Genomic DNA, 25,476 nt, shown 5'->3' with positions numbered 1-25,476 from the left:
GCCATGCAGACAGATTACCAGATTTTTGAAGCGGGAGATGTAGTACTACAGAGCGGCATCACACTCCCGGACTGCCGTATTGCCTATAAGACCTACGGCCGGCTGAACAGCGCCAAAGATAATGCCATCCTGTATCCGACCTGGTTTTCAGGGCGGCACACAGACAATGAATGGCTGATAGGCCCGCAGATGGCCCTGAACCCGGAGCAGTACTTTATCATCGTTCCCAATATGCTGGGGAACGGCTTGTCTTCTTCCCCGTCCAATACGCCTCCTCCTTTCAACGGCGCCTATTTTCCGCAGGTAACCCTTTATGATAATGTGCGGCTGCAGCACCGGCTGCTGACCGGGCATCTGGGTGTCAGGCATATACAGCTGGCCGTAGGCTGGTCGATGGCCGCTGCTCAGGTATACCAGTGGGGAGCCTTATACCCGGATATGGTAGCACGGATAGCGCCATTCTGTGGCACGCCGCGTACATCACCGCATACCTTTGTGTTCCTGGAAGGGCTGGCAGCAGCGCTCAAAGGCGGTATTACGCCGGAGCAGGGATTGCGGGCCATGGCCCGCGTGCTGGCAGGCTGGGCCTTTACGCAGGATTTTTACCGGGAAGAATTATTCCGGACAGCGCTGGGATTCGCATCCCTGGAAGATTTCCTGCGGGGTTTCTGGGAGGCGTCTTTTCTCAGCTGGGATCCGCAGGATATATTAAGTATGATAAAGACCGGGCAATATGGCGCAGACATCAGCGCCAACGAAGTTTTTCAGCATGACCATGTACGCGCATTGAACGCTATCAGGGCCAGGGCGCTGGTGATGCCCGGCAGCACGGATATGTACTTCCCGGTAGAAGATCATCGCCTGGCGGTGGAGCATATGCCCAACGCCACGCTGGTGCCTGTTCCTTCCATCTGGGGGCACTTCGCAGGCGGCAGGGGTATACATCCGCCGGATACCGCCTTTATAGACGATCATCTTAAAGTACTGCTGGCTTCACAGAGCTGAAGCTGAGGTGGCGGATAAACGCATCCAGGTAGGGCGGCATATGTTCTTGGTGCAGCATAGCCGCATACTGGTATTTGAAGAGTCCGTGTGCGGTGACCGGCAGCACACGGATATCTTCGCCCGTGAGCGCCGACTGTACCGCAGTGCGCGTCATCACAGACACGCCCATGCCGCTGCGGATCATAGCCAGGGCAGCATCCGCCAGCGGTAATACTGTAATACTCCGGGGCGTGATACCCGCAGGCTGCAGCACCTCTGTATATAATACATCCGACTTCTCTGGTCTGGCATGTACAATGAGGTTAGCGTCGCGGAAATCATCTGCGGCAGCAAAAGTTTTACTTCTCCAGTAATCATTATCCGGTGTGAGTGCCACCATCTCGTCTTTAAATAAAGTAGCGTATGTAACGGGGTGCTTCTCCGTCTGCATACACGTCAGCAGCAGGTCGATACTTCCTCCGCGCAGTTCTTCCATGGCAATCTCATTCTCTGCAAATACCACCCGTACATCTATATTGGGAAATGACTCATGAAAGCGGCTGATAACCGCCGGCAGCCAGTGCCAGGTAGTATAGTACTGGACTGACAGGCGGATAGTGCCTGACCGGCCCTGCTGTACCTCTTTCACATTGTTGCTGAGCTGGTTCAGTTCCTTTAGGATGCTGACAGCCGTATTATATACTTCATGGCCGGCGGCGGTCAGCACCAGCTTTTTATTGACACGGAGAAAGATGGGAGTGCCCAGTTGCTGTTCCGCCTCCTTCAGCTGGTAACTGAGGGCGCTGGCGGTAAGGTGCAGTTCATCGATGGCATTAGCGATGCTGCCTTGTTCTACGATGGCTTTAACTAGTTTCAGGTGGCGAATCTCCATACAATCTGTTGTTTTACCGGATATAAGCCCGTGTGTTTCAATCTGCGGGACAACATAAATGTAGCATTTATTGCCATTTGTTTGCAGTAAGGCTGACAAAAGCAGCGAAAGTGCATCCGGGCAGCAGTCTGCGACCGCTGACAGTGGCAGGAATCCTTATTTTTTTCCGCAGATCCCTCTCCTGCAGTGAAGGCGCAGAGGCATATATTATTTTGCTATACAGACACAACGGCCTATTCAAAGATCCGATCTACTTTGTCCCCTCAAACGAAGAAAGATGGTAAATTTCCGCGTGCCGGGCAGCATTCAGTTTTATCTACCTGGCAAAACCATGACCAACGAAGAGCAACGATATTTGTTACCCACTGCCTTTGCTAAATACAGCATCCAGGGCGCCCATATACAATACACCGAAGGACCTTTCGGTTGCTATTTCCAGCAGGAGATCAGCGACCGTGACTGGACATTCGGCTGGATCAACTTTTTCCTGACAAGGTCTTTGCAGGTACATGCAGCGCCCACGCATCCGATGGTGTCGTTGCAGGTAGTCCTGCAGGGAGAGATAGATATAGAGCTGGGGACATACGGACCAGCTCTATTGTCTGCCCAGCAGTTCAATTTCATATATACCCCACCGTTACCGCGGAGTATCTGCAGTTTGCGTAAAGGGAATTATGAGATTGCCTACTTTTCGTTCTCTTCCTCCTTTCTGGAAAGTTTTCTGGAGTTACATCCCCGGTTCCGGGAGATATATGACGCGCAGCAGGCAGAAAGTGGTACAGCAGATATGTTGCCGGCCTTCAGCATTCCGCCGATGGGCATAGACATCCTGTATAAGATCCGGATGATTAACCCGGAAGATACACTGGGTAAATTTAATATCCGGAGGTATATACATGATATACTGGCCCTGTATTTTATGGCGCTGCTGCAGGAGAAGAAAACGGTATCTCCTTATAAAGAGGAGCTGGAGAATGCCCTGCATCATGTAAAGGAGTATATCCGGAAGAATTACCAGTCGCACATCGCGATTCCTAAATTAAGCCAGCTGGCGGGGATGAATACCACCAGCCTGGAAAAGGGTTTCAAGCAGCTGTATGCGAGAACGCCACGGGAATACCTGGAATTCTGCCGTATCCAACAGGCAGCGTGGCTGCTGAAGAATACGCAGCAACAGGTGAAGGAAATCACGTATGCAGTGGGATTTACAGACCCTAATTACTTCTCGCAGGTTTTCCGTAAACACTTCAATGTGACGCCGTCCATGTATCGTAAAATGGAAGCCTCTGCCGAAAAATTCTAGTTTTTAATTTGAAATATTGAAGATTTATTCAGGAGTAATTGTAGAAATTCACATAAGAAAATGAAAAAACACTTATTGAAAATAACCTCTTGAAACTCTTGAAAAACGTGATGCCAGCAATTGTACTCAAAACAAATAACCGTTATTGACATTATTTTTCCCCATACATCAGTGCCTGTTTTCCGTTATCGAATGCGGGTACGCTATGCCGAAAACGATACCTTATTTAACGAAAAAAAATTACTATGAAAATGCTACCGTTTACAGAAGCACGTTATGTGCCTTCTAACATACATAGTTATTTTGAGAAAAGAAGCCCTGTTTATCCAGGCAGGGCACTGTCGCGATAAAGACATCTTTTCTCGACATACGTGATTCGATTTATTGCAACATCCGGTAGTTCCCTCATATATAAACCATGAATAAAAAAGCCATCATAATTGGTGCTGGCCCTGCCGGCCTTATTACAGCGTATACATTATTGCAGCGGACGGATATCATTCCTGTAATTCTGGAGGAGTCAGGGAGTACGGGAAATGCGTCGGGGATGGGTGTACAGCATGAATCATATATCTACTACAACAACAGACTATTTGCCAATCCGGTTCATTTAAATATGGACACCCTGCGTCATCTGGGCGTAGGAGCTGGTCTGCGTCTCGTTCCTTCCTATATCAAAGCACAGCTTTTTCCACGCAGGAAGGAGAAAACACTGGAAGACGCCATGGTGAACCGTTACGGCAAAGCATTATACGAAGCCTTCTATAAAGATTATACAGAAAAGCTGTGTGGTCTTACCTGCAGGGAAATACCCGCCTCCTGGGGTATCCCTCCGATGAACAACGCCACGACAGGACATAATCTGACACACCAGGTAGAAGTGATGGGCGGAAAGATTCTGAAATATCATGGCATACAGGAGATCAGCGTTAAAGATGACAACATTACCTCCATCACCGCCTTCAATCATGTTACAGAAGAAGCGGTACATATGGAAGGAGACTACTTCATCTCCACTATTCCGGCGCAGGACCTGGTCAATAACCTGAACGGTTACACGCCGCCGGAAATCAAGGAGACCGCTGCCGGGCTGAAATACAGAAATGTGATCACCGCCAGCATACTACTGAAGAAGTTGTCCTTCCTCAACAAATCCACCGGAGAATGGAAACCATTCGAAGTAAAGGATTGTGCCATCTATATCGCCGGAAAAGATATTAAAGCAGCCCGCATACAGGTGAATACACCCGTACAGGGCGCCGTGTGGGTAAACATGGAATACTACTGCTCCCATGGGGATGCCCTATGGCGGCTCAGCGACGAAGAAATACAACAACTCGCCATCGCAGAGCTGGACAAGTCAGGGTTATCCTGCTCCACCAATGTGCTGGATACAGCGGTCACAAGGACCGAAAAGGCATTAGCCGTGTATTCCACACAATATGAACAGTTTGGCGCTGTTCGTGAGTTCTTTGACAGATTTAAGAATTTGTTTCTCGTAGGCGGCAATGCCATGCATAAGAATAATGACATAACCTATGCCACTGCCACCGCTTCCACCACCGTGGAGAACATCAACAGCGGCGTAGCAGAGAAGGAGAATATATGGGCCACGCCGTTATCAGGGAGTAAGGTGGTCCGTGAAGAGAAGACACTGGCGGACTATGTGTTCAGGAACCCGAAGAACCGGTGGTATGTGATAGCTTCTGTGCTGGCGATGGTAGTGCAGTTTGGGGTGTTTAAGTATATATATCCGTTTGCAGGGTTTATCAACGGGGATTCATATGCGTACCTGGAGACGGCCATTCATAACATGGATATCAATACTTATCCGATCGGGTACTCTAAGTTTCTACGACTACTCAGCGTATTCACACATTATGACACCGCCTTAATTGCCATTCAGTATTTCTTCGTTCAGATCAGTGTTTTAGGATTTGTCTTTACAATTTTCAAGTTCTTTGAACCTATCAAGGGAATCAAAATTGCGATGCTTGTTTTTGTACTGGCTAATCCGGCACTGCTCTACATCAGCAATTACGTTTCCAGCGACGCCTTGTTCCTTGGCCTGAGCCTGACCTGGTTAACACTGCTTCTCTGGATCATATACAAGCCGACCACGAAAGTATTGCTCTGGCATTGCATAGTGCTCTTCCTGGCATTCACTGTAAGATATAACGCCTTGTGGTATCCCGCCTTATCAGCGTTTGCCCTGCTCCTTTCGGCTGCCTCCTGGAAGAAAAAGATCTGGACCTTCGGATTAAGCGTGTTACTCATCGGATGGTTTATTCAGTTCAATGTAAATGCGTATAAGGAGAAGACAGGCACCAGGCAGTTTACGCCTTTCACAGGCTGGCAGATGGCAAACAATGCGATGTATACCTATAGGTATATTGATAGTGCGGCTCGTAAGCCGGTACCGGCCAAGTTCAGGAAGCTGGATAATATGATAAGGGAGTATTTTGATAGCACGAGGGATACGAAGAAATTTCCACATGAGGCAATCGCTGCAAGTACTTTTTATATGTGGTCACCAGGTATGCCTTTGCAGGACTATATGGCGCTCCAGTTTAAAAAAGACTCTACAACTGATATACTTACGAAATGGGCTAAAGTAGCTCCACTCTATCAGGAGTATGGATCTTATATAATAAAGCAATATCCAGTATCCTTCTTACAACACTATATATGGCCAAACTTTATAAAATATTATACGCCCCCAACTGAATTTCTTGCGGCGTATAACATGGGAGATAAACAGATTGGGTTAGAAGGACAGAAATGGTTTCATTATAAAAGCGGCAATGTTTTCACCAGGGTTAAAACATTCAGGGTTACCATACTGGAAATATATCCAATTCTTTCAGGTACGATGAATGTTATTTATTTCTTTGGTATGATCTGCATTCTCATTCTGGGAGTTTATAAACAAGGGAAGCTACTGACGAAAATATTTCTTCTTTCTTTCCTGTTATGGATAACCAACATGGCCTTCAGCGTATTCGCCTCACCAATAGCGTTACGGTTCCAATACTTTCCTTTTCTGGTAACATCCGCATTTGCAATATTTATTCTGGGATTACTATATGTGGCGGCTACAAAAAAAGAAACAATCTAAAACAGTAGTAATGAAACGTACAGTTATTATAGAAATCATCTCTTTACTTCTTGTTATTCTGTTTTTATATACAGGAATAAGTAAAATGCTGGATTATCCGCTATTCAAGGGAGTTATCGGTACATCACCGATTTTAAAACCGGTAGCACCTTTTATTGCAATGACATTGCCCACATTTGAGTGCATAGTTGCTGTACTACTTTTTATTCCTAAAACCAGATGGATAGGTTTATATCTAGCATTTATGATGATGATAATATTTACCGCATATATTATTGCTATTCTGAGCTATGGTGAGCACATCCCATGCAGTTGCGGAGGTGTACTGGAAGAAATGTCCTGGCAGACACATCTTGTCTTCAATGTAATATTCACATGTTTATCAGCTTGGGCTATTTATCTGAACAGAAAAGAACACAGACAATTAAGCAGCACTATTATTCAATAGATACAACGATTTCATATGAAGTGGACCGGAATTACCATCATCCTGACTACGATACTTATCAGCTGTAAGCCGAAAGAACAGCCATATATCCCAACTGGAAAAGAAGGAAAAGGTATGGAGAAGTTTACGGTTTTAGAATATGACAGTACGAAACGGATACAATTAGATCAGCTTAAAGGATCAAAACCAATTGTTGTTTTCTATTTCAGTCCAACATGTCCCTATTGCAGAGCACAGACAGAAGAGTTCTTAAACAATAGCGAAAAGTTGAATGATGTGCAACTTTGCTTTCTGACATTTACTCCTTTATCTGAATTCAGACCATATTATGACGAATTCAAATTTAAAGACCATCCAGATGTAATTGCCGGAGTTGATGATCAACAGAAGTTCTTTAATTACTTTGAAATAACATCTGTTCCTTTCATAGCCATTTATGATAAAAACAAACTCTTGAAAAGAGTAATTAATGGTCAGACAAAGATTAAACGGCTTAAGGAACTGATTCTTAAATAATACTTTCAAAAGCAACAACTTTTGTTACGTAACAAGATGGATGATTCTTGCAAGTAAATCCATCCAATAAAAATGGGGTAGCTGAAAACCATTATAACAGAGTAGGCATAATTCAATACCAAAGTTTAGCTTTTTGATTAAAAAGCAACTACTATTATGAAAAAAGCAAAAATCCTGTTAGCAGCAGTAGCTGTTCTGGCAACCGTAGGTGGTGCTCTGGCATTCAAAACTACAAATTCTAAAGTTTTGTATTTCCAGGATCCAATTAACCAACAGTGCACAGTAAAAAGAAGTTCAGTTGTGTTCTCTGAAACACCTAACCTGACTCCGACACGTGCATCTCTTTTATCTACTCTGGCTCCTTGCCCAGCAGTTATTACTTATACTAAACCTGCTCCGATCAACTAAGATCAAATCTAATTTCAATTATTTTTGAATCCTAGATAAATAGAAAAGAACTGATTACTTAATCAGTTCTTTTCTATCAATAAATTGAGTGAATATTATCTTTTAACCGATAAAATCTGAGTATGAATAAACGAAAACTAATTTTAACAGGTCTTATCGTAATTGGAATTGTGGGAGGATCCTTAGCCTATAAAATTAATAATGCAGAGCGTTACTTTGTCTACACTGGCATCACAACACTTGGATTAGAATGTACCAACAGAGTAACTGGACACACATTCACAGATGAATCAGGTCGTAGAGTTATGGCGACATTACAACCCACCCTTAGCTGTAAGGTAACCTACATTACGACTATTGCAAACTAAGCAGAATTCCTCCTCCGCTAAAGAAATACTATTTAATTTAGATTAGAATTTGCAGAAAAAGTCAGAAATCAATTAGAAACAAAGAAGACTTGCCAACACTATACATTATTCCTTAGGAAATTAGCAGATTGGCTAGTAGAACATTGTAGTCGCTCAAACACCACTCACGCCTGTTTTTTCTAGTGATTGAAAACACTGGGTATTCCGGAACAAAACTGATAAATCTACAATCAAACGGCATTAGAGAACAGGTTACCTCAATTACTCAAGACAATTTCTAAGTAATTGTTTGCCGTAAGAAAAGATGCAATATTCTTAAACAGATTATTAGGATGACCTTAAAAACAGGTCAAATGAACAGAACTTCTATAAGGGACACTATTCCACACAAGCGAAAAAGACACTTTGCAATTAAACTACAACTGGTAATCTACAGCCAATCTATTAAAGCCTCCTAGTCAATCCATCTATTCATTACTGTAACTAGCAATTTAAAACTGATTTCACTAAGACAAAATCTTAATTCTTACTAAACTTAACTCTCGTATGTTACAAATAAAATCAAAAATAGCATTAATCGTTTTACTTCTAATTACGATTATAGGAAGTATTTCAGCATACAAATCTAATAATACCAAGGCACTATATTTTCAAGATCCTATAAATCAGCAGTGTACAATAAAAAAAACTGGCATTACAATTCTTGAGGGATGCCCCTTCAAAACACGCGTAGGATTAAGTCCTACAACCGCTCCCTGCCCTCTAACAATATGCACTACTACTGCTCCTTTTAACTAATAAAGAAACAGTTAGAGTTGAATAAGAATCTTAAATATTAAACTTCTGAAATGCGAAATCTATAATTTTATTAAACCTTCCTGCGTTACACCTTAAATCAAGGTGTAACATGGGAAGAATCAATTTCCATTCCACTAAAAAAAGCTTTCTTCACTGCAGGCACACCTTGCGTCATCCATTTACGGGCAGGTTTATCTTTCAGATAAAAATCAAAAAACGATCGGACTCTTAATGTCCAATCCTTCGGAGCATTATCACATCCAGCAATTATATGCCCTTCGTTATCATACTGCATCATCCAAACCTTTTTACCCAATCTACGTAAGGCAGTAAATAATTCTACTCCTTGAGAAAACGGCACATCATCATCATCTTTATTCCCCATCATTAATAACGGAGTCTCAATATTATTTGCCCGAAAAACGGGAGAATTATCAATATACTTATCTACTTCATTCCAAGGAGTTCCTCCAATTCTATCCTTACCCAGTTCATACTGTCCTTGTCTGGTTTTCCCGTTTCCGATTATGCTTCCATAAGCACTGATAAAATTGCTCATACCTGACGAAGAAACTGCAGCCGCAAATATATTTGTATGTGCAATAACATAATTTGTTTCAAATCCACCAAAGCTATGACCATACAACCCCATTTTCTTTTTGTCAATCCATGAAAACCGACCTAGATAATTAGCTGCCGACACTATACTATTATAGGCACTTCTGCCAGGCTCACCAATCTTGTAATAAATATCCGGGATAAACACAAGATATCCATTAGTTACCATATAGGGTAAATTAAATCCACCTGATAAGCCTGGTGCTTCATAATAGTGTAAAGCATTTGAATTTCTGACATAATAGGTAAAGATGATTGGATAGGGTTTTGTAGAATCGAAATCATCAGGTTTATACAAAATACCTTGTAACTCTTTTCCGTCTATATTTTTCCAATGTATCAACTCTGCTCTCATCCATTTATAAGACCTTTCAGGATATTCAAAACTTAATTGGCGAAACTTGATAAAATCTTCAGTCACAAAATAATTGGGAGCTTCAGATACACTTTGTTTCTGCACTATATAAATATTTTTATCCTTTGCTTTTTGAAAAACATATGGAGTATATCCTTCTAACCCCAGATCTCCACAAATAAAATATGGCTCCTGAAGTATAATTTTTGGATCTTGTTGCTTTTCTATCTCCACCATTGCAAATCCATCATTCTTGTTATGGATATTGAATGCGCTTAAAAGCATTTTCTTATCAGATAACCCTGTTCCAAATTTTCGTCCTTGCGCGAATCGGAAAACCATACCATTTTTATACCCATAATTATTGGTTATACTAATTGTTTTCTTATTAGCATATGGGTCTGCCAGGAATATATCATAGCGCCCATAAATAAAAATGCCCTTATCCCCAGGCAAGAATCCCGCAACTCTCATAGGAAATTGATCACCATTGGGTTGATCACTAGTAAAATCTACGGTCCAAACTGCATTCGTTCCTTCAGTAATATCCCTCAACTTCCCAGTACTGATCTCATAACTGAAATAACTCTGTTTTGTTGCATCAAAGTAAATAACAAATTTACTATCAGGTGTGATCACATAGGATTCAGCTACCGAACTTGGGATTCCATTATTAAGTAATTTCCTGGATTGATCCCGGACAGAATACAGTGTAACGGAAGCCCTCGCATCCTTATTCCAATTAGCTTCATTATGATAACCCCACAACTCCCTTAGTATCAAAAAATCACCGTTGCTGCTAACTGATTCCAAGGATTCATGTGCCTTTGTAATCACATTTACTTCTCCGCTAACCAAACTCATGGATGCAAGCAGTGGCTCTTCTTCTGTTTTAACATCTCCAGTACTATTAGCAGGCAATTCGGATACCTGTTGGGGTTGCAGTCTGATATCCTTATAACTCCATACATTAACTGAATTCATCTCCGGAGCTTTATACTCAGCTGCAATTCTGATTACCTTAAAAAATAAATAATCTGTTTTCTCATTCACGAAAATATCGCCTCCTGCATCAATAGTATAACCAGTCGGGAGTTTTATACTCAGATTAACAGTCTTACTCCCGTTTGAAACATTTACCTCACGATCTACAGCATTTTTATAAGTAAAGAATATCAATTTATCGCCACTTTTATTAAATATGGCATTACCCAGCTGTTTACCACTCCATATTGTATGTTTCTCTCCGGACTTCACATTGACCCAAACAAGTTCCTTTTGCCCTTCCTCTAGTCTGGAATTCTGATTTAACACTAAAATGGTTCCTGTTTCATTTAAGTAATACGTGTTTACATGCGGAAAGCTTAACTCTTCCTTTTGATTTCCCCGATAAACAATAAATTTACCTGACTTCAAAAGGTATGAGAAAATATTACCCTCACTATTCTGCGGCAAGTAAAACTCCTGTACATCTGGAATGTACTTTATTTCAGAGCTACTTAAGTTGAGTATCCCTAAGCTATCCCCTTTATTTTTAAAGAGCAACTCCTTTCCGCTTCTACTAAACATAAATACAACAGCATCATGCAGTAGCATTCTTTTGCTCAAGTCAGTCTTTACAATTTCCAAAGCATAATCACCTACCTGGGGTTTATTTCCGATTATATAGCATGCATATAGCCCATCTGCAGATATAGCTGCTGAACCAACACCTCCCCAAGGCTGACAGATATCTATTACTTTTTTTTGACCATTAGCGAGGAAGGAACAAAGAAGGATTAAAAACAAAAACAGAGATCTCATAAATAAATTTATACGTTTATTTAATCAGTTGACATATAGAAACATATCTACAAATGAAAGAATTATATCTATATTATAAGATACAAAAAAACAAATAAAACTACTCACTTCTTAATCCATGTTGGTAATCCGGCTAACATCTTATCAAGTGTCTCTTGATACCCCTGCACCTCCGAGGAATTTGTCTTCTCAATTATTTCTAAGGCTTTGCGCTCCCATTTGATTGCTTCGGCTTTTTGGCCGGACTTATACAGCAAATTAGCATAGGTGTCAATATAGGAAGGATCCTCTGGATTCGTTAACAATAAACCTTTCATCCATTCAATGCCCTTTCTAAGTTCATTTTCATTACCATAGAAGAAGAATAATTCATAAATTATATTATTCAGTTTTAATTTACCTAATGCGCTAGTATCATACCCATATTTTTCTTTTTTCTCAATCTGACACTTAATTAACATGGGCCAATTCTCCTTTTCCGCATACCATCTGACCTTTGCATTTAAAACAACTCGATCAGCATAATTCTGACCAAATTTTTTTCGAACATCGCCTCTCAACACCTCCCAATCTGGCATATTTTCAATTGCTTTGTTACCAGGCCAAACTTTAGGATCAATCCTTTCCTTAGCTATCAGATAACTATTTATCATTTCTACATAGTCTTTAGCATCCATCAGGTCATTAATACGCTTAGAATACTTTGAAAAGAAAAGAAACTCAGGGCTCCGGGTATCATCCATATTTTCTGCTACAAATACAATTACATCACGATCGAATAAGCTATCTATCGGTTGTTTGAAGAGATAGTTATCCATAAAGTCCCTGGCAATACTCTTCGCCACTTCCTTATCTCCGTTACTTTTGGCTGTTTTTGACAGATATATTAATTCTTTATAGTCTTTCTTTCCTTGTTCATACTTCTTCAACAAAGTAAAATATTGCTTAGAAGAATCCAGTGAATTTTGCAGCAATTGCATAAATGATGCAGGATCAAATCCTCCCTGCCCCTTATGCACCAGTTCACCATTAGCATTAAAGACAAGAAATGTAGGCACTACATTCACATTATACCTACTTTTGATTATGGCTGCTTCTTTTCTCCATCTGACTACTTCCTCTGCATCTAGATTTGTACTATCCACCTGTACTTTAACTGCGATAAAATTTTTATCCATAAAATTTTTCACTGCAGAATCCCGAAAAGTAACATTATCCATTCCCTTACATGGAAGACACCACGTAGCATAACAATCTATAAAAATATGTTTGTTTTGTTTCTGCGTAGTTGTCACAACTTCTTTCCATGATGTAAAATTCTTAAACTTCACACCGTCTTCCTGTGCAGTTACAAATAAAGGCATCAATAATAATAACACAAGTCCGATTTTTCTCTTTTGCATCTAATATGTTTTAAATTGAATAATTCTTCTAAGACTAGTTATAGCCAGGAGTCTGACTAATGGACGGCGTTTTCATTAATTCTGTGAGGCTAATTGGATATAGTTGGCTATAAGGCTGCCAAACACCTCCTTTCCTACTTGTAACAGACGTCATAACCTCATTGATCTTTCCTGTTCTCTTGAGATCAAACCATCTATGTCCCCATTCTGTAAAGAACTCAACCTTTCTTTCCTGCAGAATAGCATTAACAATACCATCAGGAGTTATTAACCCGATATCTGCTAACCCCGACCTTCTTCTCACTTTGTTCAAATCCAGTATAGACTCAGTCAATCTCCCCTTATGTAAATTAGCCTCCGATCTGATCAGAAATTGTTCTGCAAGGCGCATAACCATATAATATTCTGTAACAGGCTTTCCATATTCATATTGCTTATACTTATATGCAAAAGGATATTTTTTACCTGTTGAAGAATCGATACCAATCCAGCTAATTTTTCTTAAATCATTCTTTTCAAAAGCATCTGTTATATCCGGACTAAGATATACAGGATTAATACCATTATTATATCCTCTTGTAAGTACAAACCCGGAACCATAAGAAGTATTCTCTCCTAAATTGACTGGTTGTAATTGCCAGATTGCTTCCACACTATTCTTCAGAAACACTCTACCCAAGTCCTTTTCCAATTGATATTGTCCTGCATTGGATATTACAAAATCTGCCTCTCGCCACGCCTCGTCCCACATTCCCGTGAACAAATAGACTCTTGCCAGTAAAGCAGCGGCCGCAAACTTATTTGGCCGCACTCTTTCTGTAGATTTATTAATTCCGCTTGCATCCACATATCCTGGATTCAATGATTCTTTCGCAGATTTAAGATCTGATACTATCTGAGAATAAATAACCTTCTGCGGGGATCTTGGCATTCCCAAATTAACAGAATAATCAATGCTGGTTATCAGTGGTACATCACCATATAAATTTGTAAGGTAAAAATAACAGAATGCCCTCATAAACAAGGCTTCTCCCATTAGTTGTTTCTTTACCGAAGGATTTAGAGAGGATGATTTTGACAAACCGTTAATTGTATAATTAACTATATATATCGTTTGATAAATACTGCTCCAGAATTCAATCCTATCTGCAATTTGTGTACCTTTCAGCATATTTGTATAATACTGGATCATAGGTGCGTCAATCACATCCTTAAAAATTGTCAATTCATCAGCAGATAGTCCGGGAAAAAAACTTAAACCAACAAATGATCCGGTAAACAGAGCGCCACTGCTCAAATTCGTATAAACACCCAGCATAACAGCATTTGCGGTTGCATCATCACGAAAAACATTATCTCCTGTCAAAGATGTCTCTGGTGGATCTATATCAACAAACTTCTTGCAACCAGACATATTCAATAAAATTATGACAACTAGCAAAAGCATCTTATAGTAAGCGGTTCTTTCATTTTTTTCATTATACCTTATCATGGTAATAATATTTATTTTTCCAACAATCAGATTTCCGATTCACAATGATACTATGAACTTTCAATCAAACATTTACATTATAACACCAGCTGCATGCCTATCATAACAATTTTCAGCGGAGGCAAAGTATTTACAGAACGAGTTTCGGGATCTAATCCCTGGTAACTGGATATTGTGACTAAGTTTTGTCCTTGCACGAATAAACTACACCTCTCTATGTGTAAATTTTTCATCCATTCTGCTGGAAGCCTGTATGACAATGAAATATTCTTAAGTCTTATAAAGGATGCATCATTTACGAACAAATCACTATTATTAGCAAATCCGATAGGTTCCGCTAATGAAAAATCAGTATTAAATTTCTGTACGGAACTATTATCACCTGGCTTTTGCCATCTAGATAAAACCCAAGTTGGTTGATTCTGATTCCTTGCACCAGGAAACCCTCCCCGGTAATTGGGTGCAATGACTTTCGTAAATTGAACATTAAAATTCAGACTAATCCCTTTATAGGAAAGGTCATTCTGCAAGCCTCCATAAAAATCGGCCCTTGAATTCTCTAGCACTATTCTATCTGTTTGATAGGAAGGAGTCGAAGTAATGCCTCCATGATTATCAATAAATTGATAAACACCGGTAGCAGGATCTACTCCATTGGATTTATATAATCTGTAGATTGTTACAGGTTTACCAAGTATGAATGCTGAATTGTAAGGGGATTTTTCTAAATCCGGAAATGCTATCAGTTTAGTATTTGGGATTGTTACATTAATGCTTGTAACCCATTTAAAATCCTTACTGGTTATATTTGTTGACGTTAATGACAACTCATAACCGGAATTCTCAACAGTTGCCGGCAAATTTTTAAAAACGTTGGGGAAACCTGCTATTATAGGTAGATTAAATAGAATGAGCTGATTAGATGATCTATTGTTATAATAGTTTCCCACAAAATTTATCCTATCCTTTAAAAAATTAAGGTCCACTCCTATAGTCAATTTTTTAGTTTCTTCCCATTGTAAATATGGATTAGTTAATCCATCAGGAGCAAGACCATTTGTTCCTAAGTATGGTACTGGTGCAAAAATCGGATTAAACAAATTCATATATCTGTAATCATCAATCTGATCATTACCAGTAGTACCATAACTGGCTCTTATTTTACCGAAACTAACTATTGGAAACCGGTCTTTTATTAATCTTGTTTCTGAAAAAACCCAACCTAAACCAACAGCACCAAAATTGTGGAATCTGCTTTCAGGACCAAACCGCGATGTTCCATCTCTTCTGGCTGTCAGATTCAACATATATCTGTCTTGTAAAACATAGGAAGCCCTGCCAAACAAAGCGATATAATTATACATCGCATACTTTGAACTTGATACAAATACCTGTGGAGCTGCTTGTAAATTCTTTAAGGAAAGGTCACTGTTCTGACCTTGCCCGAATATCATCAGAGTATTATCTTTCTTTTGATTTATACTCATTCCAACCAAAACATCCAATTTTCCTCTGCCGATTGTTCTTCCATAACTTACCTGAGGCTCAACGATCCAGGAGGATATTGAATTTTTCCCAAACCCTGCATTTCTTGGAGTATAAGGGCGTGCTTCTGGTTCAATGGCTGTCATCGGCCTAATGCTCAAATCGTTGGTTAATAAACTATTATAACCAAGACTGGTCTTTATTTCCAAGCCAGGGAACAGTTTATAACTCAGAACTAAGTTTCCTAATAGGTTTGTTGTTTTATTTGTATATCTGCGATATACCAGGGAATAAGGATTTATCCAGGTACTCACACCTTCCGAATTCAGGGCCCAGTTAAGGGTGCCATCTGGTAAAAACATGGAAGGTGCATTAGGTGCGAGCGTCGCAGCTAAATTGGTCAGATCTGTTCGGGGTAATTGATTATTATCCATCTGGTAATTACCCGATAATGAAACATTGAATTTTTTATTCTGTGAGATTGAATTGATATTAAAATGAACAGTTCCTTTTACATCAGAAAAATCACCGGCAAAAACCGATGTTTCCTTGCGATAGGTACCTCCAATTAAATATTGTATGTTATCATTTCCTCCTGAAACAGAAGCATTCACATTTGTAAAATGTGCTGTTTTACCTATTAACTCCTTTTGCCAGTCAGTATACCGTGTTGTGTCCCACAGTAACAGATCATAGTCACCATTCAACAGACTAGCTGTTTTTTGATCATTTCTCAATGCTTCATTCCGCATCATCAGATATTGTTCTGTATTCAAAAGGGGCATTCTCTTCACCAGATTTCCCCATCCTGTTTGATAGTTCAAACTAACCTGGGTTCGCCCTACCGTACCTTTTTTTGTCGTAATAATTATCGCTCCGTTTGCAGCTCTGGATCCATATATGGCAGTTGCATCTGCATCTTTCAAAACTGTTATACTTTCTATATCGGCAGGATTAATGTAGCTAAGCGGACTTCCACTAGCTCCATTTCCCAGTACTTCAGTACCTCTGTTGGGCAATGCCTGTGAAGGGTACGGCACTCCATCCACCACATAAAAAGGATCATTCCCATTCATAATACTATTCTCCCCCTGTACCCTCACTGTTATTGATCCTCCCGGCACTCCACTCGATTGCGTAATTTCCAATCCCGGCACTCTCCCCTGCAATGCCAGCATCGGGTCCGTCACTGGCTGCCGCTCAATATCCTCCGCCTTAATCGACGTCACGTTCCCCACGTTAAACCTTTTAGTCGTGGTACCATACGCTACCACTACCATCTCATCGAGGTTGTTGGTATTGACTTTCAGCTGGGCGATAATATTTTTGGTAGCAGCGGGTATTTCTCTGGATTCATACCCTATGTAGGTGATGAGGAGTTTTCCATTTTCTGGTACGCTTTTGAGGGTGAAACGGCCGTTAACATCGGTGGTAACGCCTTTGCGGGTTCCTTTTATGACGATGGTGGCTCCGGGGATGGGAACGCCTTTTACATCTGTGACGATGCCGCCTACTACAGGCAGCAGCGCACTGGTATCAGTGACGAGCGTCTCCGAGATCGGAATTTTGTTTTTTTTTCTGACGATGATCACGTCATTGTTGACTATCCAGGTGTAGTCAATGGGTATGAGCAGGTCGTCGAGTACTTTCTTTAATTCTTCCTGGCTGGCTTTAAAAGATACCCGTTCTTCGTAGGCGTTCCCCATGGCGCTCCCGAAGAAGTTCAGACCTGTCTGCTTGGTGATGAGTTTAAACACTTCTTTCAGTGGTACGTTCCGGACGTTCACATTCACCCTCAGATGTTCCGGCCCGTCCTGAGCTACCTCCAGGCGCGAGGCCTGCAGGGCTCCCGGTATACCAGACATCACAGCAACCATCATCACGCCGGCAAGCATTGGGGTAAGTATACTTTTAAGCATAAGGGAAGATTTTGGTATAAAAAAACACATGACAGCAATTGAAAAATTGTTTGTTTTGAATTTAGACGTGGTATGAAATAAAAAGTACTATCACTGTTAACAAATCGGTAACAATAAATTAATAATTAACTTTCAGGATTACAATGGCTTAAAGATGCCGTTATTCCTAAATTTCACGTGCTTTACAAATTATTAACAGACTACGTTAAATAATTATTATATCTTGGGTACTGAAAAGTCACGGTTGTTACTACGCTGATTCTTTCCCTATTTTGTTATTTATATAATAATAGGTTTCCCGGTGACCATTACAACGACACTCAATTCTTGTTAATGACGGGAAGGTCATGTGATTAAAAATACAACTGTACTAATATCTAAAGGGGGCTTATCATGCAATCATTACCTGATGATCTGTTGGTGAATGACCTGAAAAGTGGGAGCGAATGGGCTTTTACACAGATCTACAACCGCTATTACGCAAGACTGCACATGGAGGCTAACTACGTGCTGAAAGACAAGGACGAGGCCGCTGATGTCATCCACGATGTACTGGTTACCATCTGGAAGAAACGGGACAGCCTGCCCGAAAACATGTTCCTGAAAAGCTACCTGTCCGCCTGCGTGAAAAACAAATGCATGGACAAGATCCGCAAAAAAATGATCAAGGAAAAAAACGAGAAAAGATATGCCGAGCTGAAAGAACTCTCCATACAGTTCAATCCGCTCGAAAACAAAGAATTATCCCTGCAAATCGCCAACGTCATTAATGCACTGCCACTCGCCCAGCGGAATGTCTTCGAACTCTCCTACCTCCAGGATAAAAGCCAGCGCGAAATCATGGACGAAAAAGGGATCTCCCTCCAGACAGTCAAAAATCAGATCAGCACCACGCTGAAAATTCTCCGTAAAAAATTAAAATCAGCTTATGAACAGTAGTACTTTTTTCTGCTTTGTTCGTTTATAAGTTATTATCCGGTTAGTCATGGATTATAAGAAAATTGAGGCGCTGACTTTCGATGAGTTGGATGGTAGCATTACTCCAGAGGATAAGGCTTTTCTGTACAACGCCATCAAGGAAGATAAAGACGCCTGGTTAATATGGAAAAAAATACATGATGAAAGCCCCTGGTTGGTTGCTGATGCGAAAGAAAGTCTGGACGAACACCCGGCAGAAGAAGTCGTAGAACAACTTATCTCCGGAAACCGCCGCCTCTCTTTCCAGAAAATGACTGGCATTGCCGCCGCTACCCTGCTCGCCATAGCAGGAAGCTGGTACTTCTTTAACAGTAAAAGTCACAAACCAATCGCTGCAACAACAGCCGGCCAGGAGCATATCCAACTCGTCATGGCTAATGGTAAACAGATAGACCTGTCTGAAGATACCACCGCCATGCAGATAGGACATACCACCTTAAAAAATTCACAGAAAACACTGAGCTTTACCTCAGCAAATCACACGGAAAGCGGACTGAATACACTTACTGTCCCCCCAGGCAAAGATTATAACATACTCCTCGCCGACGGTACACAGATACAACTCAACTCCGCCACCACCATCAGCTTCCCGTTCAATTTCACGGGCAGCACCAGGGAAGTAACCATCAATGGAGAAGCCTACTTTACCGTAGCCGGTAACGCCGCCAAACCATTCATCGTTCACCTCCCCAACAACACCATCAAAGTACTCGGTACCTCCTTCAATATCAACACCTATGAGGAAGGTACCGCCAAAATCGCACTGGTAAACGGTTCCGTAAAAGTGGAATCCGCCGGCAACAACAAAATATTACAACCTGGATTCGAAATAACCAGCACCGAAAACGGTATGACACTCTCCCGTTTCGATGCAGACAAAGTCCTCAGCTGGCGACAGGGTATCTTTACCTTCGAAAGCGCCACCCTGAAAGACCTCTCCGATATCATCCCACGCTGGTACGGCGTAAAGGTGATACTGGACAACGAACGTGTCAGCAACAGGCGCTTCTTCGGTATCGTTAACAGAAATCAACCCCTGGATAATTTCCTGCACAACCTGCAGGCCTCCGATTCTGTTAAATACCACTTCGATCAGCAGGGTATCCTGCACTTCGAATAGGGCTTTACCCCCCAATAGATTATCCGTGCCCGGAAACATTCCGGCACGAATAACCTGCTGACTGCTAAACGCAGCAACAACCAAATCTGAAAAAGAACGCCATCAGGAACTGTATCGGATATTTATCAATAGACGCTTATCGTAATTTTAACCAACCTCCTATGGTAAAACAATTCACCAAAGCGATCATTATCGCCACACTCTGTAATTGCCTCTGCCTACTGGCCATTGCACAGTCTTCCTGGAAAATGCAACCATCCCCCCTGCAAACACGCTGGGCAAAAAACGTAACACCATCAGCTACCCTCCAGGAATACCCACGCCCGCAAATGATCCGCAGCAACTGGGAAAATCTCAACGGCATATGGAACTATACCATCACCGAAAAAGATGCCCCCATACCCACCACCTTCAACGACCAGATTCTCGTGCCATTCCCCCTGGAATCAGCACTGTCCGGCGTTAAAAAACCATTGCTGCCCTCACAACGCCTCTGGTATAAAAGAACTATCAAAAAACCGGAAATAAAAAACAACGAAAAAGTATTACTCCACTTCGGAGCAGTCGACTGGGAAGCAATCGTATATATCAACGGACAAAAAATAGGCGACCACACCGGCGGCTATTTCAACTTCTCCTTCGATATTACCAGCGCCCTCAAAAACGGCGACAATGAACTGATCGTTGGCGTTTACGATCCGTCCGACGAAGGTCCCAACCCGCACGGCAAACAGGTGCTGAAACCGGCCAATATCCTCTATACCGCCAGCAGCGGTATATGGCAGACCGTCTGGATGGAAACCGTACCCGCCGTACACATCGCTTCCCTCAAAATGACACCGGCGCCCGATCATGGCTACCTCTCCCTACAGGTCAACGTACCCGGCGATGCCGCTAACTACACCGTACAGGCTATCGCACAGAACAACGGCGCTACCATCGGTAACACCAGCGGCAAAGCCAACGCCAGCCTGCAGGTACCCGTACCAGACCCGCACCTCTGGTCACCTAACGACCCCTTCCTCTATGACCTCACCGTAAAACTGCTCTATAAAAATAAAGTCATCGATACCGTACGCTCCTACTTCGGCATGCGTAAAATCGAAATCAAAAAAGATGAAAAAGGACAAGACCGCATCTTCCTCAATAATAAATACACCTACAACCTCGGCGTACTGGATCAGGGATTCTGGCCCGACGGCCTCTATACCGCCCCCACGGATGAAGCGCTGAAATTCGACGTTCTCGCCATCAAATCCATGGGCTTCAACACCGTCCGCAAACACGTAAAGGTGGAACCCGCCCGCTGGTACTACCACTGCGATAAGGAAGGTATCCTCGTATGGCAGGATATGGTCACCTGCGCGAATGAAACCGCCGCCGCCAGAAAAAATTTCGAAAAGGAAAACATAGAAAACGTAACACAGCTGTATAACTATCCCTCCATCATCTGCTGGGTACTTTTCAACGAAGGATGGGCCAGATACGACCAGCAACGCCTCACGGAAGCCATGAAGAAAATGGACCCCTCCCGCATCGTTGACGGACATACCGGCGAAAACTACGACCGCGGCTCCCCCAACAACCCACTGGATAAATGGATCAGCAGCGACATGACCGACATACACGACTATCCCGGCCCCGGCATCCCGCCGGCACTCCCCGGAAAAGCCCGCGTACTCGGCGAATGGGGCGGCGTACAGGTGAAAACACCACAACACCAGTGGAATGACGCGGACGGCTGGGGATATATCTCCATCCCCGCAGCAGCCTTCACCGAAAAATATTCCTTCCTCAACAAACACCTGAAAATACTGGAAGAAGAAGGACTCAGCGGCTCTATCTACACCGAACCATTCGACGTGGAAACAGAAGAAAACGGCCTGATCTCCTATGATCGCGAAATCATCAAAATACCAGTCGGTAAACTCAGACAAATTCACGGCACCCTGGTACCACCTACCAGCGATGTGGCCGCCAACTTTACTGTCAGGGATATTGATACCACCAACCCCGACAACAAATACGCCGCCCTCCTGGACCAATACAGAAACGGAAAAAAAGACCAGATATTCCTCCGCGACCTCGCCCAGATGGCCCTTCGTGTAAATGATAAAACCAATGCGGCCAGAATCGCAGAAGATTATATCAGCCAGCTGCACCAGCCGCTGACCGCCAATCAATGGTCTTTCATCAATAAATTCACCAACTCCTCCAAAGACAAAGGCTTCTCCCTCATTCAGCAGGGCCGCGATGAAATGAACCGCGTACTGGGCAACCGGAAGGCTGACGTGAAACTGATGACCATCGTTTACCAGGAAATCATTGAACCACATGTGAAATCCCCGGACGCAAACCCGGACTGGAACAGCATGGAGGAAAAAAGCAATCAATACGGACCCGCAGGAGAAGAAATATTCCTGCGCGCCAAAACCATTCACCTGCTCAACAAACAGGACTGGAACAGCTTTGCTTCTACGGCAGACAGATACGTGGATAAATTCGCCGCCAATATCTCCGCCCAGGAACTGAACAATTATGCCTGGTCCGTATTTGAAAACCTGTCAGATGCCACCCATCTCTCCAATGCCCTGGCATGGAGTAAGCTGTGCATCCAGCAGGGAGACGAACCCAGCTTCATCGACACATACGCCAATGTACTCTATAAATCAGGGAACAAGGCGGATGCCATCACCTACGAGGAAAAAGCCCTGAAACTGGCGCCGGATAACGAAAAGAAAACTTACCAGGATACGCTGGAAAAAATGAGGAAAGGTGAAAAAACCTGGAAATAGTATGAAAGATACGGTTGAATATCATGATATGTCCTTACAGGCTGCAGCTCATTTTCATATTCAACCCTTCCTGTCAGATTATGTAATGGTACAAACTTTATTTCCACTCAGCTCAGATACTGCCGTGGAATACATGCAGCGGGGCGCTTTACGACGGTTGCTCATCAATGCAAAAGGTAACTTTCAAATTCTCCGGGAAACTTCCCAGCTGGTAATATTCTTTGACGATGGTGATACCCTCGCCTCCACCAACAGCGATATGACCTGGCAGGAATTCTTCACAGGAGCCGCCATTGAATTCAATGGCGTACTGCTTAACAGAATTCGTAAACAATTTTACGCCTGGGGCCTCCATCGGTAGACTATCCTACGGAAACCCCTATCAACCGGGCTTTCATATCGAAAGATATGGAACCCGGTTTTTCTTTTTTGTATATTCGTTCCGTTAATTTATCCGATATTTGTTACCCTATTTCAACTTTTTATGAAAGTTTGCATTGCAGAAAAACCAAGTGTAGCCAGGGATATAGCAGAAGTAATCGGTGCGAAGCAACGCAAAGATGGCTACTACGAAGGTAATGGCTACCAGGTAACCTGGACTTTCGGCCATTTTTGCACCCTGAAGGAACCGCACGACTACTACGAACAATGGAGGTTCTGGCGGCTCGAAGACCTCCCCATGATACCCCCCAGCTTCGGTATCAAACTCATAGAAAACTCCGGTGTAGAGAAACAATTCAAAATCATCGAAACACTGGTGCAACAATGCGAAGAAGTCATCAACTGCGGGGATGCCGGTCAGGAAGGTGAACTGATCCAGCGATGGGTACTGCTCAAAGCCAAATGCACCGCACCCATTAAAAGACTCTGGATCTCCTCCCTAACGGAAGAGGCTATACGCAACGGTTTTCAGCAGCTGAAAAACAGCGACCAATACAATAACCTGTATGCTGCCGGCAGCGCCCGCGCTATCGGCGACTGGCTCCTGGGAATGAATGCCACCCGCCTCTTCACTAAAAAATTCGCTATCGGGAAAGTTGTCCTCTCCATCGGCAGGGTACAAACTCCCACCCTCGCCATGATCGTTGCCCGCCAGAAGGAAATCAACGCTTTCGTGTCGGAAGACTACTGGGAACTCAAAACCCTTTACCGTGACACGGAATTCACGGCCGCCATCGACCGCCTCGGCAATGTCGAAAAAGCACAGAAAGGACTGGCTTACCTGCTGGAACATCCGTTCGAAGTAACTTCTTTCGAGAAAAAAGACGGCAAGGAAGGAAATCCCCGCCTGTACGACCTCACCGCCCTGCAGGTAGACGCCAATAAAAAATACGCCTTCTCCGCCGATGATACACTCAAATATGTGCAGAACCTCTACGAGAAAAAACTGGTGACCTACCCCAGGGTAGATACCACCTACCTCTCTGAAGACCTGCACCCGAAAATACCTGGCATACTCCAGGACCTTACCCCCTATGCTGCGCTGACCGCGCCGCTGCTGACACAGCCCATTCCAAAGCTGAAAACCGTATTCGATGATAAAAAGGTGACAGATCACCACGCCATCATCCCTACCGGCGTATATCCCGGCGGACTGGGCCTGGAAGAAAAACGTATCTACGACCTGATCGCCCGCCGCTTCATCGCTGCCTTCTACCCGGAATGTAAGATCTCCAACACCACCGTACTCGGGAAAGTTGGCCAGGTGCCGTTTAAGGTAACCGGTAAACAGATCCTGGAGCCGGGCTGGAAAGAAGTGTATGCCAACGATGTCAGTATGAAAAAGGAAGGGGAAGAAGAAGAAAAATTCATTCCGGATTTTGTGGTAGGCGAAAGCGGCCCTCATACACCACGCATACACCAGGGCAAAACCTCCCCGCCCAAAGCCTTCACAGAGGCCAGTCTGCTGCGCGCCATGGAAACCGCCGGCAAACAGGTGGATAACGAAGAAATGCGCGAACTGCTGAAAGATAACGGTATCGGCCGCCCATCTACCCGCGCCAATATCATTGAAACACTCTTCCGCAGAAAATATATCGATAAAAAGAAAAAGAATATCTATGCTACACAAACCGGCATAGACCTCATCGATACGATACAGACAGAACTCCTGAAAAGTCCGGAGCTGACCGGCCAGTGGGAACGCAAACTGCGGCTGATCGAAAAAGGGGAATACGCCATGGATACCTTCAAGGAAGAACTGATCCAGATGGTTGCAGACCTCACCAAAGAAGTAAAAACTGCCGGCTATAAAACCATCACCTTCGCGCCGGAGCCACCACCAGCCCCGGAGAAGCCTAAGAAGGAACGCAAACCCAAAGAGAAAAAGCCAGTAGTACTGGATGAACTGAACTGCCCTAAATGCAAGGAACATCCGCTCAAAAAAGGTAATACCGCCTATGGTTGCGCCAACTTCAACATCTGCGGTTTCAAAATCCCGTTCGAATTCAACGGAAAAAAACTAACCGACAAACAAATACAGGATCTTGTTACTAAAGGCAAAGCAGGGAAGTACTTGCTGGATGGTAATTTTTCTGTGCAGAAAAATTAATTACGAATTACGAATGGCGAATTACGAATGTAGAAGCGAAGATCAAAACGAAGATTAAAGGTGATACTTTAATACTTATCACCTTTGATCTTCGTTTTGATCTTCGCTTCTACATTCGTAAT

The 25,476-nt window shown here is 42.8% G+C and carries 16 protein-coding genes; 11 read left to right on the top strand and 5 right to left on the bottom strand.

Going from position 1 to position 25,476, the window contains the following annotated elements:
• The first annotated feature begins 3 nt into the window (after positions 1–3).
• Complete coding sequence (locus GWG06_RS15045) at positions 4–1,005, top strand: alpha/beta fold hydrolase (protein ID WP_160714155.1); 1,002 nt, start codon at positions 4–6, stop codon at positions 1,003–1,005.
• Here the strand turns inward: GWG06_RS15045 and GWG06_RS15040 are convergent.
• Positions 977–1,876: a LysR family transcriptional regulator gene (locus tag GWG06_RS15040; protein WP_160714153.1), complete on the bottom strand. Its 900-nt coding sequence runs from the start codon at positions 1,874–1,876 to the stop codon at positions 977–979. The two genes, GWG06_RS15045 and GWG06_RS15040, sit on opposite strands and share 29 nt — an antisense overlap.
• Positions 1,877–2,153: 277 nt before the next feature.
• Between GWG06_RS15040 and GWG06_RS15035 the strand changes: the two genes are divergently transcribed.
• The 5 genes from GWG06_RS15035 (at position 2,154) to GWG06_RS15015 (ending at position 7,669) form a co-directional block, all read left to right on the top strand.
• Entirely contained in the window at positions 2,154–3,179 is a 1,026-nt protein-coding gene (locus tag GWG06_RS15035; RefSeq protein WP_127037235.1) for a helix-turn-helix transcriptional regulator, read from the top strand.
• Between the two features lie 418 nt (positions 3,180–3,597).
• Positions 3,598–6,297, top strand: coding sequence for a hypothetical protein (locus GWG06_RS15030; protein WP_160714151.1), 2,700 nt, complete (start codon positions 3,598–3,600; stop codon positions 6,295–6,297).
• A gap of 10 nt (positions 6,298–6,307) precedes the next feature.
• On the top strand, positions 6,308–6,745 hold the full coding sequence (locus tag GWG06_RS15025; protein ID WP_160714149.1) for a MauE/DoxX family redox-associated membrane protein: 438 nt from the start codon (positions 6,308–6,310) through the stop codon (positions 6,743–6,745).
• Between the two features lie 15 nt (positions 6,746–6,760).
• On the top strand, positions 6,761–7,261 hold the full coding sequence (locus GWG06_RS15020; protein ID WP_160714147.1) for a TlpA family protein disulfide reductase: 501 nt from the start codon (positions 6,761–6,763) through the stop codon (positions 7,259–7,261).
• Positions 7,262–7,417: 156 nt separating this feature from the next.
• Complete coding sequence (locus GWG06_RS15015; RefSeq protein WP_160714145.1) at positions 7,418–7,669, top strand: hypothetical protein; 252 nt, start codon at positions 7,418–7,420, stop codon at positions 7,667–7,669.
• A 1,263-nt stretch (positions 7,670–8,932) separates the two neighbouring features.
• On the opposite strand, the gene GWG06_RS15010 is transcribed toward GWG06_RS15015, so the two are convergent.
• The 4 genes from GWG06_RS15010 to GWG06_RS14995 form a co-directional block, all read right to left on the bottom strand.
• Positions 8,933–11,611, bottom strand: coding sequence for an alpha/beta hydrolase family protein (locus GWG06_RS15010; protein WP_160714143.1), 2,679 nt, complete (start codon positions 11,609–11,611; stop codon positions 8,933–8,935).
• Between the two features lie 104 nt (positions 11,612–11,715).
• Complete coding sequence (locus tag GWG06_RS15005; protein WP_160714141.1) at positions 11,716–13,014, bottom strand: thioredoxin family protein; 1,299 nt, start codon at positions 13,012–13,014, stop codon at positions 11,716–11,718.
• A gap of 34 nt (positions 13,015–13,048) precedes the next feature.
• Positions 13,049–14,506, bottom strand: a complete 1,458-nt coding sequence (locus GWG06_RS15000) for a RagB/SusD family nutrient uptake outer membrane protein (RefSeq protein WP_160714139.1) — start codon at positions 14,504–14,506, stop codon at positions 13,049–13,051.
• A 77-nt stretch (positions 14,507–14,583) separates the two neighbouring features.
• Complete coding sequence (locus GWG06_RS14995; RefSeq protein WP_160714137.1) at positions 14,584–17,910, bottom strand: SusC/RagA family TonB-linked outer membrane protein; 3,327 nt, start codon at positions 17,908–17,910, stop codon at positions 14,584–14,586.
• Between the two features lie 393 nt (positions 17,911–18,303).
• On the opposite strand from GWG06_RS14995, the gene GWG06_RS14990 reads away from it, so the two are divergent.
• The 5 genes from GWG06_RS14990 to GWG06_RS14970 all read left to right on the top strand — a co-directional run bounded on the left by GWG06_RS14990 (position 18,304) and on the right by GWG06_RS14970 (position 25,354).
• The gene (locus GWG06_RS14990) at positions 18,304–18,849 is read left to right on the top strand and encodes an RNA polymerase sigma-70 factor (RefSeq protein WP_127043279.1); all 546 of its coding nucleotides are present in this window, start codon (positions 18,304–18,306) and stop codon (positions 18,847–18,849) included.
• Positions 18,850–18,895: 46 nt separating this feature from the next.
• Positions 18,896–20,008, top strand: coding sequence for a FecR family protein (locus GWG06_RS14985; RefSeq protein ID WP_127043278.1), 1,113 nt, complete (start codon positions 18,896–18,898; stop codon positions 20,006–20,008).
• 161 nt (positions 20,009–20,169) lie between these two features.
• Positions 20,170–22,803, top strand: a complete 2,634-nt coding sequence (locus tag GWG06_RS14980; protein WP_160714135.1) for a glycoside hydrolase family 2 protein — start codon at positions 20,170–20,172, stop codon at positions 22,801–22,803.
• 1 nt (position 22,804) lies between these two features.
• Entirely contained in the window at positions 22,805–23,164 is a 360-nt protein-coding gene (locus GWG06_RS14975) for a hypothetical protein (protein WP_127043276.1), read from the top strand.
• A gap of 123 nt (positions 23,165–23,287) precedes the next feature.
• Positions 23,288–25,354 (top strand): DNA topoisomerase 3, encoded by a 2,067-nt coding sequence (locus GWG06_RS14970; protein ID WP_160714133.1) that lies wholly within the window; start codon positions 23,288–23,290, stop codon positions 25,352–25,354.
• Positions 25,355–25,476 lie beyond the last annotated feature (122 nt).

The organism is Chitinophaga solisilvae (assembly GCF_009928525.1).
GTDB lineage: Bacteria > Bacteroidota > Bacteroidia > Chitinophagales > Chitinophagaceae > Chitinophaga > Chitinophaga solisilvae.
This window is presented reverse-complemented; position numbering and strand designations above follow the sequence as displayed.

Bases quoted from the DNA above. Each gene is read 5' to 3' on its own strand.
- GWG06_RS15045 (WP_160714155.1), top strand. From the start codon at position 4: ATGCAGACAGATTACCAGATTTTTGAAGCGGGAGATGTAGTACTACAG.
- GWG06_RS15040 (WP_160714153.1), bottom strand. From the start codon at position 1,876: ATGGAGATTCGCCACCTGAAACTAGTTAAAGCCATCGTAGAACAAGGC.
- GWG06_RS15035 (WP_127037235.1), top strand. From the start codon at position 2,154: ATGGTAAATTTCCGCGTGCCGGGCAGCATTCAGTTTTATCTACCTGGC.
- GWG06_RS15030 (WP_160714151.1), top strand. From the start codon at position 3,598: ATGAATAAAAAAGCCATCATAATTGGTGCTGGCCCTGCCGGCCTTATT.
- GWG06_RS15025 (WP_160714149.1), top strand. From the start codon at position 6,308: ATGAAACGTACAGTTATTATAGAAATCATCTCTTTACTTCTTGTTATT.
- GWG06_RS15020 (WP_160714147.1), top strand. From the start codon at position 6,761: ATGAAGTGGACCGGAATTACCATCATCCTGACTACGATACTTATCAGC.
- GWG06_RS15015 (WP_160714145.1), top strand. From the start codon at position 7,418: ATGAAAAAAGCAAAAATCCTGTTAGCAGCAGTAGCTGTTCTGGCAACC.
- GWG06_RS15010 (WP_160714143.1), bottom strand. From the start codon at position 11,611: ATGAGATCTCTGTTTTTGTTTTTAATCCTTCTTTGTTCCTTCCTCGCT.
- GWG06_RS15005 (WP_160714141.1), bottom strand. From the start codon at position 13,014: ATGCAAAAGAGAAAAATCGGACTTGTGTTATTATTATTGATGCCTTTA.
- GWG06_RS15000 (WP_160714139.1), bottom strand. From the start codon at position 14,506: ATGATAAGGTATAATGAAAAAAATGAAAGAACCGCTTACTATAAGATG.
- GWG06_RS14995 (WP_160714137.1), bottom strand. From the start codon at position 17,910: ATGCTTAAAAGTATACTTACCCCAATGCTTGCCGGCGTGATGATGGTT.
- GWG06_RS14990 (WP_127043279.1), top strand. From the start codon at position 18,304: ATGCAATCATTACCTGATGATCTGTTGGTGAATGACCTGAAAAGTGGG.
- GWG06_RS14985 (WP_127043278.1), top strand. From the start codon at position 18,896: ATGGATTATAAGAAAATTGAGGCGCTGACTTTCGATGAGTTGGATGGT.
- GWG06_RS14980 (WP_160714135.1), top strand. From the start codon at position 20,170: ATGGTAAAACAATTCACCAAAGCGATCATTATCGCCACACTCTGTAAT.
- GWG06_RS14975 (WP_127043276.1), top strand. From the start codon at position 22,805: ATGAAAGATACGGTTGAATATCATGATATGTCCTTACAGGCTGCAGCT.
- GWG06_RS14970 (WP_160714133.1), top strand. From the start codon at position 23,288: ATGAAAGTTTGCATTGCAGAAAAACCAAGTGTAGCCAGGGATATAGCA.